Source organism: Pseudomonas sp. SWRI77, from assembly GCF_014269105.1.
Classification (GTDB): Bacteria; Pseudomonadota; Gammaproteobacteria; order Pseudomonadales; family Pseudomonadaceae; genus Aquipseudomonas; species Aquipseudomonas capeferrum.
Map to the genome: position 1 here is coordinate 1 of NZ_JABWRV010000001.1, position 14,906 is coordinate 14,906.

The window sequence follows — 14,906 nt, forward strand, 5'->3', positions numbered from 1 at the left end:
AGCATAGCCCCTACGAAGCCACTCTCCCCCGCCGCCCCACCAACCGCGGCACGCGCCGCGCCACTGCGGGAATCCGCAATACCATCAGCAAACCACCAATGCCCGCATAGATAGCCCACTCCCGCAGGTCCGAGCGCACAATCCACAGAAAATGCAGCAACCCCAACCCCAGAATCACATACACCAGCTTGTGCAGCTTTTTCCAACGGGCGCCCAACCGCCGCTGGCTGTACCGATTGGAGGTGACCGCCAGGGCCAGCAAACCAAGAAAACCCAGCGCACCCACTAAAATGTAGGGCCGCTTGCGTAGCTCGACAGCCAACTGCCCCCAGTCCAACCCCAGAATAAAGAACAGATAACAAAGGATGTGCAGCACGATATAAGCAAAACACCACAACCCCAGCTGCCGGCGCACGACGATCCAGCCCGACCACCCGGTCAGCCGCTGCAACGGCGTCATGCTCAACGTCACCAGCAAGAACGTCAGCGCACCCAAACCCAGCCGGTCCATCAGGATCTTGCCCGGGTCAGGCCCCAGCAGGCTCATCGCCGCTTCATACAACCACCAAAGCGGCAACGCGCACCCCACTATAAAGATGGCCAGGCGCAACCGGGGATAACGCATCAATAGTTCTTCCGCAGGTCGAGGCCGGTATACAGCGACGCCACCTCATCGGCGTAGCCATTGAACATCTGGGTCTGCCGCACATTGGGGCTGAACAGGCCACTGGGTAAACGGCGTTCACGCGCCTGGCTCCAACGCGGGTGATCGACTTCCGGGTTGACGTTGGCATAGAAGCCATACTCGTCTGGCGCCAGCCCCTCCCAGGTGGTTTGCGGCTGCTCGGCCACCAAGCTGATACGCACGATCGACTTGATGCTCTTGAACCCATACTTCCACGGCACCACCAGCCGCAGCGGCGCGCCATTCTGGTTAGCCAGCTCGCGGCCATACATGCCCACCGCCAGAATCGCCAAGGGGTGCATCGCCTCATCCAGGCGCAACCCTTCTCTATAAGGCCAGTCGATCAAGGCAAAGCCTGAGCGCTGCCCGGGCATATGCTCCGGGTCCTTCAACGTCTCGAATCGCACGTAGCGCGCTTTCGATGTCGGCTCTACCTGTTTGAGTACCTGCGCCAGCGGGAAGCCAAGCCAGGGGATGACCATTGACCAGGCCTCGACACAGCGCAACCGGTAGATGCGCTCTTCGAGCTGATACGGCTTGACGAAGTCTTCGAGGGCATAGCGCCCTGGCTTACCAACCTCGCCATCGACCACCACCGACCACGGCTCGGTCTTCAAGCTATCGCCATTGGCCGCTGGGTCGCCCTTGTCAGGCCCGAACTCATAGAAGTTGTTGTACTGGGTCGCATCTTTGAACGGGGTGATGGCCTCGCCCTTGACCGTTACCGCCTGCCATTGCGTGGCAGCAAGCTTGTCGCTGAACCAGCCTGGTGCGGCGCCCGCCTCGACATCAGCGTAACGGCTGGCCTCGGCCGCATGCGCCAGGCCTGGCAGTGCGCCCAGGGCTAGCCCTGCCAGCGAACCACCGAGCAAGCTGCGACGAGAGAGATAGAGACCTTCGGGGGTGATCTCCGATGCATTGCACTCGGACGACCTGGGTAGCTTGATGAGCATGGACGGCTCCACAGCACTGGATAACGGATGTACCAGTAAGACTATGGAGCCGGAGGGTTATTCCATCATTAAATCATTGTCACGACTTACGACGGCGAGACCGCAGCAGGAACTGGATCGGCCCAGACGCCGCGTAGGCAAGGAAGATCAGCAGCAGAATGCGGGGCGGGTCACTGAAGACCACCGCGAATACCAGCACCACAGCCAGGATAGCCACAAACGGCACGCGCCCTTTGAGGTCGAGCTCCTTGAAGCTGTTGTACTTGATGTTACTGACCATCAGCATGCCCGCAGCCGCAACCAGCAGCGCCACCAGGAACGACAGCTTGGAGCCCTGGATGCCGTAGTCACTGAAGGCCCACACGGTACCTGCAACCACCCCGGCAGCCGCGGGGCTGGCCAGGCCGATGAAGTAACGCTTGTCGGCGGTACCCACCTGGGTGTTGAAGCGCGCCAGCCGCAGAGCGGCGCCCGCCACATAGATGAAGGCGACCATCCAGCCGACCTTGCCCATGTCGCCCAGTGCCCAGCCAAAGGCCAGCAGCGCCGGGGCCACACCGAAGGCGACCATGTCCGACAGCGAATCGTACTCGGCGCCGAAGGCGCTCTGGGTGTTGGTCATGCGTGCTACACGGCCATCAAGGCCATCGAGCACCATGGCAACGAAGATAGCGATGGCGGCGAAGGCGAAGTACTTGCTTGCCTCGCGCGGGTCACCGGCGCTCAGCGCACTCTGCGCGCTCATCGAGTTGATGATGGAATAGAAGCCGGCGAACAGGTTGGCGGTGGTGAACAGGTTAGGCAGCAAATAAATGCCGCGATGCCGGACCTTGCGCCCTTCGGCGTCATGGCCTTCTTCAATGTGCTCATCGACAGGTAGCAGGCTTTCGGCGTCGGAGGGCTTGTTCGGCTCTTCGGGACGTTCGCTCATGTAGGGTACCTTGCAACAGGGTGGAATATGTTCGACACGGGCCTGCGAAACAGGTTCTGACGGCAGGCCACTGGTCTGCTTTATACCAGATGCCGGCTGCCTAAACGAAAAAACGCGGCCGAAGCCGCGTTTTTCATGTTGCGAGAAACTTAGTTCTTGGCTTTGTCGACGATCTTGTTCGCCGAGATCCAAGGCATCATCGAGCGCAGTTGCTCGCCGATGACTTCGATGCCGTGGGCAGCGTTGTTGCGGCGCTTGGCGGTCATCGATGGGTAGTTGGTGGCACCTTCGGAGATGAACATCTTCGCGTACTCGCCGTCCTGGATGCGCTTCAGAGCGTTGCGCATGGCCTTGCGGGATTCTTCGTTGATGACTTCTGGGCCGGTGACGTACTCACCGTACTCGGCGTTGTTCGAGATCGAGTAGTTCATGTTGGCGATGCCGCCTTCGTACATGAGGTCAACGATCAGCTTCAGCTCGTGCAGGCACTCGAAGTAAGCCATTTCTGGCGCGTAGCCCGCTTCGACCAGGGTTTCGAAGCCGGCTTTGACCAGCTCGACGGTACCGCCACACAGAACAGCCTGCTCACCGAACAGGTCGGTTTCAGTCTCGTCCTTGAAGGTGGTTTCGATGATGCCGGTACGGCCGCCACCGACGCCTGCAGCGTAGGACAGCGCAACGTTTTTGGCGTTGCCGGAAGCGTCCTGGTAGATAGCGATCAGGTCAGGGATGCCGCCGCCTTTGACGAACTCGGAACGCACGGTGTGGCCCGGGGCTTTCGGCGCGATCATGATCACGTCGAGGTCGGCACGCGGAACAACCTGGTTGTAGTGGATAGAGAAGCCGTGGGAGAAGGCCAGGGTGGCGCCTTTCTTGATGTTCGGCTCGATCTCGTTCTTGTACAGAGCGCCTTGGAACTCGTCCGGGGTCAGGATCATGACCAGGTCGGCAGCAGCGACAGCGGTAGCCACGTCGGCAACTTTCAGACCGTGGGCTTCGGCCTTGGCAACGGTGGCCGAGCCTTTACGCAGACCGACGGTAACGTCTACACCGGAGTCTTTCAGGTTGCACGCCTGGGCGTGGCCTTGGGAACCGTAACCGATGATGGCGACTTTCTTACCCTGGATGATGGAAAGGTCGCAGTCTTTATCGTAGAAAACTTTCATGAAAATACCCCTGGTTATATCTCGGCCCCTGCGGAGCCATCGCTAATTTTTGAATTTAGATGCTGAGCACTTTGTCGCCACGGGCAATGCCGGTGACGCCACTGCGCACGGTTTCGAGAATCGATGCGGTGCCGATGGCCTGGATGAAGCTGTCCAGTTTGTCGCTGGTGCCGCTCAGTTGCACGGTGTACACACTGGCGGTCACATCGACGATCTGGCCACGGAAGATATCCGTGGTGCGCTTGATTTCGGCGCGCTGGGCTCCGGTGGCCTTGACCTTGACCAGCATCAGTTCGCGCTCGATATGAGCACTTTCCGACAGGTCGACAAGCTTCACCACTTCGACGAGCTTGTTCAGGTTCTTGGTGATCTGCTCGATCACTTCGTCATGGCCAACGGTGGTCAGCGTCAGACGCGACAGGGTCGGGTCTTCGGTCGGCGCCACGGTCAGGCTTTCAATGTTGTAGTTACGCTGGGAGAACAGGCCAACGACGCGAGACAAGGCACCGGGTTCGTTTTCCAGCAGCAGGGAAATGATGTGCCGCATATCAGGTACGCTCCGTCTTGCTCAGCCACATGTCACGCATCGAGCCATCCTTGATCTGCATCGGATAGACGTGCTCGGTACGGTCAACCGCGATGTCGATGAACACCAGGCGGTCCTTCATCGCAAACGCCTCTTCCAGCTTCGGCTTGAGGTCCTTCAGGCTGGTGATGCGGATACCCACATGGCCATAGGCCTCGGCCAGCTTGATGAAGTCAGGCAGCGACTCGACATAGGAGTGCGAATGACGGCCGTTGTACGCCATGTCCTGCCACTGGCGGACCATGCCCAATACACCGTTGTTCAGGTTGACGATTTTTACCGGCAGGCCGTACTGCATGCAGGTAGACAGCTCCTGGATGTTCATCTGGATACTGCCTTCGCCAGTGACGCACGCCACGTCCTGATCCGGGAAGTTGAGCTTGACGCCCATGGCCGCCGGGAAACCGAAGCCCATGGTGCCCAGGCCACCGGAGTTGATCCAGCGGTTCGGCTTGTTGAAGCGGTAGTACTGCGCCGCGAACATCTGATGCTGGCCAACGTCGGAGGTGACGAAGGCATCGCCCTTGGTCACTTCGCACAGGGTTTCGATCACGGTCTGCGGCTTGATGACGCTGCCGTCCCCTTTGTTGTAAGGGAACAGGTCGCCATCGCCACGCCACTCGTCGATCTGCTTCCACCAGGCTTCTGCGGCGGCCTTGTCAGGCTGCTCGCCGATTTCCTTGAGGATGCCGAGCATCTCGTTCAAGACGCTGTCGACCGGGCCCACGATAGGCACGTCGGCCTTGATCATCTTCGAAATCGACGCCGGGTCGATGTCGATGTGGATGATCTTGGCATTCGGGCAGAACTTGGCCGGGCCGTTGACCACGCGGTCATCGAAGCGCGCGCCGACGGCGAAGATGACGTCGGCATTGTGCATGGCCATGTTGGCCGTGAAGCTGCCGTGCATGCCGAGCATGCCGACGAACTGACGGTCGGTACCCGGGTAGCTACCCAGACCCATGAGGGTATTGGTAACCGGCAGGTTCAGCGACTTGGCGATTTCGGTCAGGGCTTCGGAGCCACCGCCGAGGATCACGCCACCACCGGCATAGACGATGGGGCGCTTGGCAGCCAGCAGCATCTCGGCGGCCTTGCGGATCTGGCCGGAGTGGCCACGTACCGCCGGGCTGTAGGAGCGCAGCTTGACCTTCTTCGGATAGACGTACTCGAACTTCTCGGCCGGGTTGGTCATATCTTTTGGAATGTCGACCACGACCGGGCCGGGACGGCCGGATTGCGCCAGATAGAAGGCTTTTTTCAGAACTTCAGGGATCTCGGTGGCGTTCTTGATCATGAAGCTGTGCTTCACGATCGGCCGCGAGATACCGATCATGTCGGTTTCCTGGAAGGCATCGGTACCCACCATGGTGCTAGGCACCTGGCCGGAGAGGATGACCATCGGAATCGAATCCATGTAGGCGGTGGCAATGCCGGTGATGGCATTGGTCGCACCCGGGCCGGAGGTTACCAGCACCACACCGGCCTTGCCGGTGGCACGGGCGTAGCCGTCCGCCATATGGGTCGCAGCCTGTTCGTGACGAACCAGGATGTGTTCGACTTCCGGTTCCTTGAACAGGGCGTCGTAAACATGAAGAAGAGCACCGCCAGGGTACCCGTAGATGTGCTTAACGCCTTCGTCACGCAAGAAGCGGACGACCATCTCAGCGCCAGATAAAAGCTCCACGTTGTTCACCTCTAAAACGCCAGAATACCGTCCCTAGTGGACGGGTCTTAATAGGTTTACTGCCAAGCAGAGCACGAGCGAACGTCAGCACTGACTGAGCAAGTATTGGGAGCGCCCCAGAGTGTTGCGGGGTTTTCCCACCCAGCGCGAGGTAACGCGTTGCGGGGTGTTACAGGTCGGCGCGGGTGTGCGCCTCATGATCTGCTTAGCGGGTCTGCTTCTGGCAGTCCCTCTACAGCGGAAGTTGGATTCTTGTGATTTGGCGGCTACAAGTCAAGAAAAATTATTGCCAATTTTTCCTCAAGATGAATTCCTGCCACCACTAAAAAGGATAGCAGCAGCAGAATTAAGAAGATTTCCATAAAAAAGGGCCACAATCTGCGGCCCTTGAAGGAAAAAGAGAAGAAATCAGGCTCAAGCAGCGATCAATTGATCGAACTCTGCTAGCAGGCGCCGTAGCTCGCGACTCTGCTCCGGGCGATCGGTGAACACCGTTTCGGCCATTACCAGAATGCCCGACGCGTTAGGCAGCGGCTGGCCGAGCTCGATGATGATCTTCATGCGCGGCAGGAAGATCCATTGCAGCCACTGCTCCAGGCTCATGGTGTCGACCGCGAAGGGCACGGTACTGGCCAGCGCTTCATCGCTGGGCGGCTCATCGTCCCACCAGCCCTGCACCTTCAGTTCACGCTCGATCAGCAGCAGGTGGTCGGCGATGTCCAGAATGCGTTGCTCGATCATTACGAGTTCACCCGTGCCTTCTGCCGCGCCAGCGCCGCACCGGCACTGTCACCTTGCTTCTCGCGGGCCTGGGCGATGGTGTTCCACAGTTCGGCCTGCAGGTCAGGGCGGCCATTGGCATAGGTCAGGGCTCGGCGGGCCAACTGCTCGGCCTGCGCGGCATCACCCTGGGCCAGGCGCACCTGGGCCAGGCGGAACAGCACCTGCGGTTCGCGCGGCGCGATACGCTGGGCACGCTCCAGGCTCGACGAAGCACCATTGAAGTCGCCACTGCCCTGTTGTTGCTGGGCAGTGGTCAACAGCGCCAGCACTGGCCCGTCGAGCTGTTCATCGGCAGACAGCCCACCGGCTGCGGCAGTGCTACGCGGAATACCGGTCGGTGCGCTGCTGGCTTTCGCCGTGCTGTTCATCGACGCGATGTCGAACGGTTCGTCGGCAATCGGGTTGGGGTTGGTGGTCATCGGCCCGGTGGAGACCGGGCCAGGGGTAATCGGCATGGCGCTGATCGGTGCCGCCCCATTGGCGGCCGGGAACGTCTGGATGCCCGAGGCACCGGCACCCTGCGGAATCATCACGGTCACGCCGGAGTCCTCAGGCAGCGTTTGCGCGTGTGAGGTGCCGCTGTTCATGCCAGCCGCCGAGCGGTTGGCCGTTACGCGTTCACTGTTGGACACGCGCGTGCTCGAGTCGACCACCGGGATATTGCCACGCTGGACGCTGGAGCAACCCTGAAGCACAACCAACGCCGTCAAGGCAGGAAACAGCCACTTATTCACTTCACACCTCATCAATGCAGCTCGCGCTTAATTCATCCAGCCTTTGACCCAGTCCATGACCGATTCTGCCGGATTCTGCTCACCGCCACAGGTTGCCCCGGCGGGCGGTTCGCTGCCGCGAATATACGGCATCTGCACCGCTCCCGGACAGCTGCCATCAGAACCTTGCCCGCTGTACGGGTCGATCCAGGCTTGCACGATGTTGTCCGGCTGCGGCATGTCCAGCGGCAACGGGTCGGCCTTCTTCATGAAGCTGGTCCAGACCTGCAGGGCGCCAGTGGCACCGGTGAACGGCGTCTTGCCGTTATCGTCGCGGCCCATCCACACCACCGCCAGCAGGTCCTGGCTGAAGCCGGAGAACCAGCTGTCACGCGAGTCGTTGCTGGTACCGGTCTTGCCGGCCAGGGTGAGCGAACGCGGCAACACGTTGTACACCGAACGGCCGGTACCTTCGCGCATCACCCGTTGCATGGCGTTCTGTACCAAGTAGATGGAACCCGGGTCGAAGGTTTGCTGAATCTGGAACGGGTAGCGCTTGAGCGGTTCGCCCTCGGCGGTCAGCACGCTGCGGATACCGCGCATCGGCGTGTTGAAACCACCATTGGCAATCGTCTGGTACATGGTCGCGACCTGCATCGGCGACATGCCACCGGCCCCCAGCAGCATCGCCGGGAAGGCTGGCCAATCGACATTCACGCCCAGCCGACCAATGGTCTTGATCACATTGGGCACGCCCACTTCCAGGCCGAGCTTGGCCGTCGACAGGTTGTAGGAGTTGGCCAGGCCCTGGTACAGATAAATGGTGCCATGGGGCCGGCGGTCATAGTTCTGCGGGCGCCAAACCTGGCCGTTGGCCCCTTTGACCGAGAACGGCTCGTCCTGTATCCAACTGGTCAGGGTGTATTTGCTGGGCTGCTCCAGGGCGGTCAGGTACACCGCCGGCTTGACCAGTGAACCGATCGGCCGCACTGCGTCGATGGCCCGGTTGAAGCCGGCAAAGCCCGACAGACGGCTGCCGATCAGCGCTTGGACTTCCCCGGTTTCCGGGTTGGTCACGACCATCGCCGACTCGACCTCGTCAGCCCCCTTGCGCCCGGCCAGGCGCTTGAAGGTCTCGTTCATCGAGGTTTCGGCCTTCATCTGCAGGATCGGGTCGAAGCTGGTGAAGATACGCAGGCCTTCTTCGGTCAAGTCTTCGTCGCGGTAGTCCTGGCGCAACTGGCGCTTGACCAGGTCGAGGAACGCCGGGAACGAGCTGTCTGCCAGGCTGCCGCGCTTGGTCACGCCCAGCGGCATCTTCTTCGCCGCCTCGATCACGTCCTTGCTCGCCACGCCCTGCTCGGCCAGCAGGTCGAGCACCAGGTTACGACGGGCCAGGGCGCGGTCAGGATAACGCCGCGGGTTGTAGTAGGACGGCCCCTTGACCATGCCCACCAGCAAGGCGATCTGGTGCAGCTTGAGCTCTGACAGCGGTTGGCTGAAGAAGAACTGGCTGGCCAGGCCGAAGCCATGCACCGCACGCTGGCCGTCTTGGCCGACGAATACCTCGTTGAGGTAGGCCTCGAGGATCTCGCGCTTGTCGTAATGCAGCTCCAGCAGCACGGCCATCATCGCTTCAGTCAGCTTGCGACTGAGGCTGCGCTCGCTGGTGAGGTAGAAGTTCTTCACCAACTGCTGGGTCAGGGTACTGCCGCCCTGGCGCATGGCCCCGGACGAGGTGTTGACCCACACCGCACGGGCGATGGACTTGGGCGACACGCCAAAGTGGCTGTAGAAGTCGCGGTCCTCGGTTGCCACCAGGGTTTCGAGCAGGTACGGCGGCACCTGATCGATCTTGATCAGGATGCGGTCTTCGAGGTTTTTCGGGTAAATGCCGCCGATCATCAGCGGCTCCAGGCGTACCACATCGAGCTTGCCGTTGTTGGCGCCGGAAAGCCCGGCGACATAATCGCCAGAGAAGCGCACGCGCACGAACTGCGCCGGCTCCATCCCTTCGTAGAACTGGAAGCCACGGGTATTGAGGTCGACGGTATTACCGTTGACTGCCGCTGCGCCCGGGCCGTTGGCCGCGCTTTCACGGCGATAGCCAAGGGCGTCGAGTTCGGTGAGGAAGTCGTTCTTGCTCAGTTTTTGGCCGACGAACAGCTCCAACGGCCGGGCATACACCTTGGCCGGGATGGTCCAGCGCTTGCCGGAGAACTTTTCCTGGACGACAGCATCGAGGTAAACCGCGAAGCCGGCGATGATCACCAGGCCGACCAGGCTGAGCTTCAAAGCCCAGCCCAGCCAGGCGCGAGAGCGGCCGGTCGGGCGTTTCTGAGGGGTACGAGCGTTTCGAGTTCGAGTCATGGCGGCGGATTATACGCACTTTGTAAAGGCTGGGCAGGCGCCCCCGGCGGTATGCAGGGACGGCACCATTGACCATAATGGCGCATTCGAATTCCCTGCCCTCGGAAGGATTTCCCGTGAGCCAAGCTCTTATTACTGCGTTGCAGAACCCAGCCCTCTACCCTCACCCCGTGGATGGGTTCCAACTCATCGAGACGCATATCTCCTGGGTCCTGCTGACTGGCGACTACGCCTACAAGGTCAAGAAGCCAATGAACTTCGGCTTCCTCGACTTCACCCGCCTGGATCAGCGCGCGCATTTCTGTAACGAAGAATTGCGCCTGAACCAGCGCCTGACCGAAGACCTGTACCTTGAAGTGCTGCCGATCACCGGCAGTGCCGAAGCCCCGCAAATCGGCGGCGAGGGCGAGGCCATCGAGTACGCACTGAAGATGCGCCAGTTCCCCCAAGGGCAGATGCTCAGCACCTTGCAGGCCAACGGCGAGCTCAACGCCGAGCACATCGACCAGATGGCCCGGCAGGTTGCCGAATTCCACCTGCAGACGCCCAAGGTGCCGGCAGAGCAACCTTACGGCTCACCTGAAAGCGTGATGGCCCCGGTCGAGCAGAATTTCGAACAGATCCGCCCATTCCTCACTGACAAGGCCGACCTGCAGCAACTGGACAACCTCCAGGCCTGGGCACGTAGCAGCTTCGAGCGGCTCCAAGGCCTGTTCGCGGCCCGCAAGGCCAATGGCTTCACCCGTGAATGCCACGGTGACATCCACCTGGGCAACGCCACCGTGATCAACGGCAAGGTGGTGATCTTCGACTGCATCGAGTTCAACGAACCGTTCCGCATGACCGACGTCTGGGCCGACACCGGCTTCCTGGCCATGGACTTGGAAGACCGCGGCCTCAAGTGCCTGGCCCGGCGCTTCGTCAGCCAGTACCTGGAACTGACCGGCGATTATGAAGGCCTGGAAGTGCTGAACTTCTACAAGGCCTACCGCGCCTTGGTGCGCGCCAAGGTGGCGCTGTTCAGCATGCCGGCCGATGCCGATGGCGTGCAACGCGCCACGACCCTGCGCACCTACCGCAACTACGCCAACCTGGCGGAAAGCTACAGCGCCATCCCTTCGCGGCTGTTGGCCATCACCCATGGCGTCTCGGCAGTGGGCAAGAGCCACGTGGCGATGCGCCTGGTCGAGGCCCTGGGCGCGATCCGCGTGCGCTCCGATGTCGAGCGCAAGCGCCTGTTCGGCGAACAGCAGCAAGCAAACGTCGGCCAGCTGACTGCCGGCATCTATGACCAGGATGCCAGTGCCGCCACCTACCAGCGCCTGCACGAGGTAGCGGAGACGGTATTGCGCGCGGGCTTCCCGGTCGTGCTGGATGCCACCTACCTCAAGCGTGAACAGCGCCAGGCGGCGGCAGATGTCGCCAACCAGACGGGCGTCCCCTTCTTGATCCTCGATTGCCACGCACCGGAGGCGGTCATTGCCAGCTGGCTGGCCCAGCGCCAAGCCGCAAACAGCGACCCGTCGGACGCCACCCTGGAGGTGGTCAAGGCGCAACAGGCCAGCCGTGATGCGTTGAGCGAGGAAGAACTGCTGGTCAGCAAGCGCGTCGACACCCAGGAAGGTGCCAGCATGGACCAGGTGATCGAACAGGTGCGTCAGCGCTTGCCGGGCCTGTAATCCTCGCAGGGCCCCTGTGGTAGCGGGTAAACCCGCCCCACTGGGGCCCTGCCACACCAAAAGAGGCGGCTACTGAAAGCCAGAGGCCCCGTATTCAGGGCTGCTCGTCGCCACAGATGGCAAAAAGCCGCGCATTTTCCAAGCCCCGCTACACTCCTCTCTGACCTGCTCGCGATTTATCCCCAAGACCCGTTCAGCCATCGCAAGGAGGCTCGATGAACGATGAATTGCAGCATCTGAAGAATCTTGGCAAGACCTCTGCGCAGTGGTTGCACGCAGCCGGTATCCACAGTGCGTCGGATTTGCGCCGCCTGGGCGCGGTGGGTGCGTACCAGGCGGTAAAAACGCGAGGGTTCCGGGCCTCTAAAGTGCTGTTGTACGCCATAGAAGGCGCGTTGCTGGACATGCACTGGAATGATTTGCCGATCGAACGAAAGGAAGCGCTCAATCAACAACTGGATGAAAAAAGACCTCCGCAAAAAAATTCAAAATAAACCTGTGCAGGGGATTGACTCCGAAATGAGAATCGTTATGATTATCACAACTGGTCGCGAGACTGGTTGGATAAACTGAAAGCCCCTGGTTCGGACTCTCAGATTATCTCCTCATCAGGCTAATCACGGTTATTGACCCGGCTTTTTGCCGGGTCTTTTTTTTGCCTGCCGTTTGGCCTTACTGACGCAGTTGAGCGCAATAGTCCTGCTCAGGCACCGCCGCCGTGAACCAGACATAGTCGGCCATACCCGCCTCGACCTCTTCCCCCACCTCGGCCAACAGCACGACCGCGCTGCGCCCCTGCGCCCCGAGGTCGGCCAGATGCAACGGCACCCCCAGGTCCTTGCGTACGTGGTAAGCGCCCGCCAACAGCAAGGCCGGCTGCGGTGCCGCCATCAAGCGTTCGGCCATGCGCCGGTCACGTTGCTGCTGGACCGCAAGCATGGCTGGCAACTGGCTTTGCGGTAGCAGGCCGCAGTGCCCGATACGCACCTGCTCAAGCAGCGCGGCCTTCACCCCTGGGGCATTGGAACGCGCGCCCGACAACGGCGCCGGCTGGCGATAGGTTTGGCGCATCTGCGCGGGCGAAAGGTTGGCGGCCAACAGCGCAATGTTGCCCTGCAAAGCGTGCGTCACAATAGGCCCGTACAGCTGCCAGTCCCAGCCATCCTCCCAGGCCAGTGCCTTGGGCAGGTCCGCAGGCAGCGTTTGCTGCGCCTCAAGTGTGTCGACCAGCGGCTGCTGCTCGGGCTGCAGCATCTCCAGCAGCAGGCTGCCCTGGGGGCGCTGAGCCTGCAGGGCGCGCAACAGCCACAACTGCAACGCATGATGATCGGGGTTGTCATGCTTCTCCCCTACCAGCACACGTGGCGCGTCGGCCAACTGCCTGACCAGTTGCTCAGGGCTGATGAGCCGGCCGCTGGCCAGGTCCGTGATTTGCCCAAGCTGGGCGTGGGCACGCCCTTCGGGGCTCTGCCAGCCCGGTAACGGCGGCAGGCTGGCCTGGCACCCCGCCAACGCCAGCACCAGGCACAGCGCAAGACCGGACAGCAACGGATGGCGCATCGGCAATGCCTCCTAACGCGTGATGATCAGCGGGTGGCCGCGCTCGGGGTGCGCCTGCACCAGCACATCGATGCCGAACACCGCCTTCAGTGCCCCCGGCGTCAACACCTCCTGGGGTGATGCAAGGGCATGGCAGCGGCCCTGTTCGAGCAGCAGGATACGATCACAGTAGCGTGCCGCCAGGTTCAGGTCATGCAGGATCACCAGCACCGCAGCGCCGCGATCAGCGAAACGCCGCACCGCTTGCAGGGTCGTGTGCTGGTGCAGCGGGTCGAGCATCGAGGTCGGTTCGTCAAGCAGCAGTGTAGTGCCCTGCTCACCTGGCCACAGCTGGGCCAGCACGCGGGCCAGGTGTACCCGTTGCCGCTCACCGCCCGACAATGCCAGGTAGCTGCGCCCCAGCAGGTGCCAGGCATCCGCCGCACGCAAGGCCGCTTCGACGATCTCGGCGTCGCGCAGCTGGCCGCTGCCATGGGGCATCCGCCCCATGGCCACCACCTCTTCGACCCTGAACGAAAAGCCCAGGCTGGACACCTGCGGCAGCACCGCCAGGCGCTGTGCCCGCGCCTGCCCGGCCCAGTCAGTCAATGGCCTGCCCTGTAGCGTCACTCGCCCCTGGCCGGGGGCCAGCTCGCCACACAACACCCCCAGCAGGCTGCTCTTGCCCGCGCCATTGGGGCCGAGCACACCCACGACCTGCCCCGGGGTCAGTTGCAGGTGGACGTCATGCAGCACTTCATTGCTGCCCCGCCGCAGGTGCAGGCCCTCGACTTGCAACATCAGCTACGCCCTCGAATCAGCAGGACCAGGAAAAACGGCGCACCGATAAGGGCGGTGACGATACCGATCGGCAGCTCGGCCGGCGCCAGCACCAGCCGCGCCACCAGGTCGGCGAACAGCATCAGCACACCCCCGGCCAGCAACGAGGCGGGCAACACCACCCGATGGTCGGGCCCTGCCAGCAATCGCACCAGGTGCGGCACCACCAGGCCAATGAAGCCGATCAGCCCTGCGGCGGCCACCGCCGCACCCACTCCCAACGCGGTACAGAACACCAATTCGCGCTTGAGCCGCTCCACCTCGATACCCAGGTGCCGCGCCTCCGATTCACCCAGCAGCAAGGCATTCAGCGCCCGCGCCCGACGCGGCAACCACAACGCCACGCCCCCGGCCACCATCAGCAGCGGCCACAACCGCTCGTAGCTGGCGCCATTGAGGCTGCCCAGGTTCCAGAAGGTCAAGGTGCGCAAGGTGGCATCATCGGCCAGGTAAGAGAACAAGCCCACCGCTGCGCCGCCCAATGCGGTCATCGCCACGCCGGCCAGCAACATCGTGGCGACATTGGTCTGGCCGTCACGCCGCCCCAGGCGATAGACCAGCGCGGTCACCCCCAGGCCACCGATAAAGGCACACAGCGACAACAGATAGGGCGCGAGCACATCGGGCATGCCGCCAAACCAGCTGCCACCGACGATGGCCACCGCAGCGCCCATCGCCGCCCCGGCAGCGACCCCCACCAGCCCCGGGTCGGCCAGCGGGTTGCGGAACAGCCCCTGCATGGCCACGCCGGACAGCGCCAGCACCGCCCCGACCGCCAGCCCCAGCAAGGTACGCGGCAGGCGGATCTGGCCGAGGATCATCTCGGCCTGCTGCAGGTCATCACCCGCCACGGGCAGCCCCAACAAACGCAGGCCCGCGCGCAAGGTATCGAACAGCGGCAGGCTGACCGGCCCCAGGGCCAGGGACAACCACACCGCCAACAGGCACAACAGGCTCAGGCAGACGATCAGTGT

General features: G+C 62.1%; 14 protein-coding genes. 2 read left to right on the forward strand and 12 right to left on the reverse strand.

Annotated features, from left to right (window positions below; all coding sequences use genetic code 11):
• Positions 1–10: 10 nt before the first annotated feature.
• The 9 genes from msrQ to mrcB all read right to left on the reverse strand — a co-directional run bounded on the left by msrQ (position 11) and on the right by mrcB (position 9,874).
• The gene (gene msrQ / locus HU766_RS00005; protein ID WP_186652582.1) at positions 11–625 is read right to left on the reverse strand and encodes a protein-methionine-sulfoxide reductase heme-binding subunit MsrQ; all 615 of its coding nucleotides are present in this window, start codon (positions 623–625) and stop codon (positions 11–13) included.
• Complete coding sequence (msrP, locus tag HU766_RS00010) at positions 625–1,638, reverse strand: protein-methionine-sulfoxide reductase catalytic subunit MsrP (protein ID WP_186652583.1); 1,014 nt, start codon at positions 1,636–1,638, stop codon at positions 625–627. The genes msrQ and msrP overlap by 1 nt, the downstream gene beginning before the upstream one ends.
• Positions 1,639–1,717: 79 nt before the next feature.
• Entirely contained in the window at positions 1,718–2,569 is an 852-nt protein-coding gene (gene pssA / locus HU766_RS00015) for a CDP-diacylglycerol--serine O-phosphatidyltransferase (protein WP_027594991.1), read from the reverse strand.
• Positions 2,570–2,718: 149 nt separating this feature from the next.
• On the reverse strand, positions 2,719–3,735 hold the full coding sequence (ilvC, locus tag HU766_RS00020; RefSeq protein WP_033701544.1) for a ketol-acid reductoisomerase: 1,017 nt from the start codon (positions 3,733–3,735) through the stop codon (positions 2,719–2,721).
• 55 nt (positions 3,736–3,790) lie between these two features.
• Entirely contained in the window at positions 3,791–4,282 is a 492-nt protein-coding gene (gene ilvN / locus HU766_RS00025) for an acetolactate synthase small subunit (RefSeq protein ID WP_003250040.1), read from the reverse strand.
• 1 nt (position 4,283) lies between these two features.
• Positions 4,284–6,008: an acetolactate synthase 3 large subunit gene (locus tag HU766_RS00030; RefSeq protein ID WP_033702567.1), complete on the reverse strand. Its 1,725-nt coding sequence runs from the start codon at positions 6,006–6,008 to the stop codon at positions 4,284–4,286.
• Between the two features lie 414 nt (positions 6,009–6,422).
• Positions 6,423–6,749, reverse strand: coding sequence for a YqcC family protein (locus tag HU766_RS00035; protein ID WP_186652584.1), 327 nt, complete (start codon positions 6,747–6,749; stop codon positions 6,423–6,425).
• Complete coding sequence (locus HU766_RS00040) at positions 6,749–7,537, reverse strand: tetratricopeptide repeat protein (RefSeq protein WP_186652585.1); 789 nt, start codon at positions 7,535–7,537, stop codon at positions 6,749–6,751. The genes HU766_RS00035 and HU766_RS00040 overlap by 1 nt, the downstream gene beginning before the upstream one ends.
• Positions 7,538–7,552: 15 nt before the next feature.
• Positions 7,553–9,874 (reverse strand): penicillin-binding protein 1B, encoded by a 2,322-nt coding sequence (gene mrcB / locus HU766_RS00045; RefSeq protein ID WP_033701549.1) that lies wholly within the window; start codon positions 9,872–9,874, stop codon positions 7,553–7,555.
• A 116-nt stretch (positions 9,875–9,990) separates the two neighbouring features.
• Between mrcB and HU766_RS00050 the strand changes: the two genes are divergently transcribed.
• Together HU766_RS00050 and HU766_RS00055 are read left to right on the forward strand one after the other, a co-directional pair.
• Positions 9,991–11,553 carry an AAA family ATPase gene (locus tag HU766_RS00050; RefSeq protein ID WP_186652586.1) on the forward strand — a complete coding sequence of 521 codons (1,563 nt, stop codon included), beginning with the start codon at positions 9,991–9,993 and terminating at the stop codon, positions 11,551–11,553.
• A gap of 215 nt (positions 11,554–11,768) precedes the next feature.
• On the forward strand, positions 11,769–12,047 hold the full coding sequence (locus tag HU766_RS00055) for a TfoX/Sxy family protein (protein WP_047583985.1): 279 nt from the start codon (positions 11,769–11,771) through the stop codon (positions 12,045–12,047).
• Between the two features lie 178 nt (positions 12,048–12,225).
• On the opposite strand, the gene HU766_RS00060 is transcribed toward HU766_RS00055, so the two are convergent.
• The 3 genes from HU766_RS00060 to HU766_RS00070 are packed head-to-tail and all read right to left on the reverse strand — an operon-like array spanning position 12,226 to position 14,876.
• On the reverse strand, positions 12,226–13,113 hold the full coding sequence (locus tag HU766_RS00060) for a ChaN family lipoprotein (protein ID WP_186652587.1): 888 nt from the start codon (positions 13,111–13,113) through the stop codon (positions 12,226–12,228).
• 12 nt (positions 13,114–13,125) lie between these two features.
• On the reverse strand, positions 13,126–13,893 hold the full coding sequence (locus HU766_RS00065) for a heme ABC transporter ATP-binding protein (RefSeq protein WP_186652588.1): 768 nt from the start codon (positions 13,891–13,893) through the stop codon (positions 13,126–13,128).
• On the reverse strand, positions 13,893–14,876 hold the full coding sequence (locus HU766_RS00070; RefSeq protein WP_162181160.1) for an iron ABC transporter permease: 984 nt from the start codon (positions 14,874–14,876) through the stop codon (positions 13,893–13,895). Before HU766_RS00070 ends, HU766_RS00065 begins: the two co-directional genes overlap by 1 nt.
• Between the last annotated feature and the right edge of the window lie 30 nt (positions 14,877–14,906).

Bases quoted from the DNA above. Each gene is read 5' to 3' on its own strand.
- HU766_RS00060 (WP_186652587.1), bottom strand. From the start codon at position 13,113: ATGCGCCATCCGTTGCTGTCCGGTCTTGCGCTGTGCCTGGTGCTGGCG.
- msrP (WP_186652583.1), bottom strand. From the start codon at position 1,638: ATGCTCATCAAGCTACCCAGGTCGTCCGAGTGCAATGCATCGGAGATC.
- mrcB (WP_033701549.1), bottom strand. From the start codon at position 9,874: ATGACTCGAACTCGAAACGCTCGTACCCCTCAGAAACGCCCGACCGGC.
- HU766_RS00055 (WP_047583985.1), top strand. From the start codon at position 11,769: ATGAACGATGAATTGCAGCATCTGAAGAATCTTGGCAAGACCTCTGCG.
- HU766_RS00065 (WP_186652588.1), bottom strand. From the start codon at position 13,893: ATGTTGCAAGTCGAGGGCCTGCACCTGCGGCGGGGCAGCAATGAAGTG.
- msrQ (WP_186652582.1), bottom strand. From the start codon at position 625: ATGCGTTATCCCCGGTTGCGCCTGGCCATCTTTATAGTGGGGTGCGCG.
- ilvN (WP_003250040.1), bottom strand. From the start codon at position 4,282: ATGCGGCACATCATTTCCCTGCTGCTGGAAAACGAACCCGGTGCCTTG.
- ilvC (WP_033701544.1), bottom strand. From the start codon at position 3,735: ATGAAAGTTTTCTACGATAAAGACTGCGACCTTTCCATCATCCAGGGT.
- HU766_RS00035 (WP_186652584.1), bottom strand. From the start codon at position 6,749: ATGATCGAGCAACGCATTCTGGACATCGCCGACCACCTGCTGCTGATC.
- pssA (WP_027594991.1), bottom strand. From the start codon at position 2,569: ATGAGCGAACGTCCCGAAGAGCCGAACAAGCCCTCCGACGCCGAAAGC.
- HU766_RS00040 (WP_186652585.1), bottom strand. From the start codon at position 7,537: ATGAGGTGTGAAGTGAATAAGTGGCTGTTTCCTGCCTTGACGGCGTTG.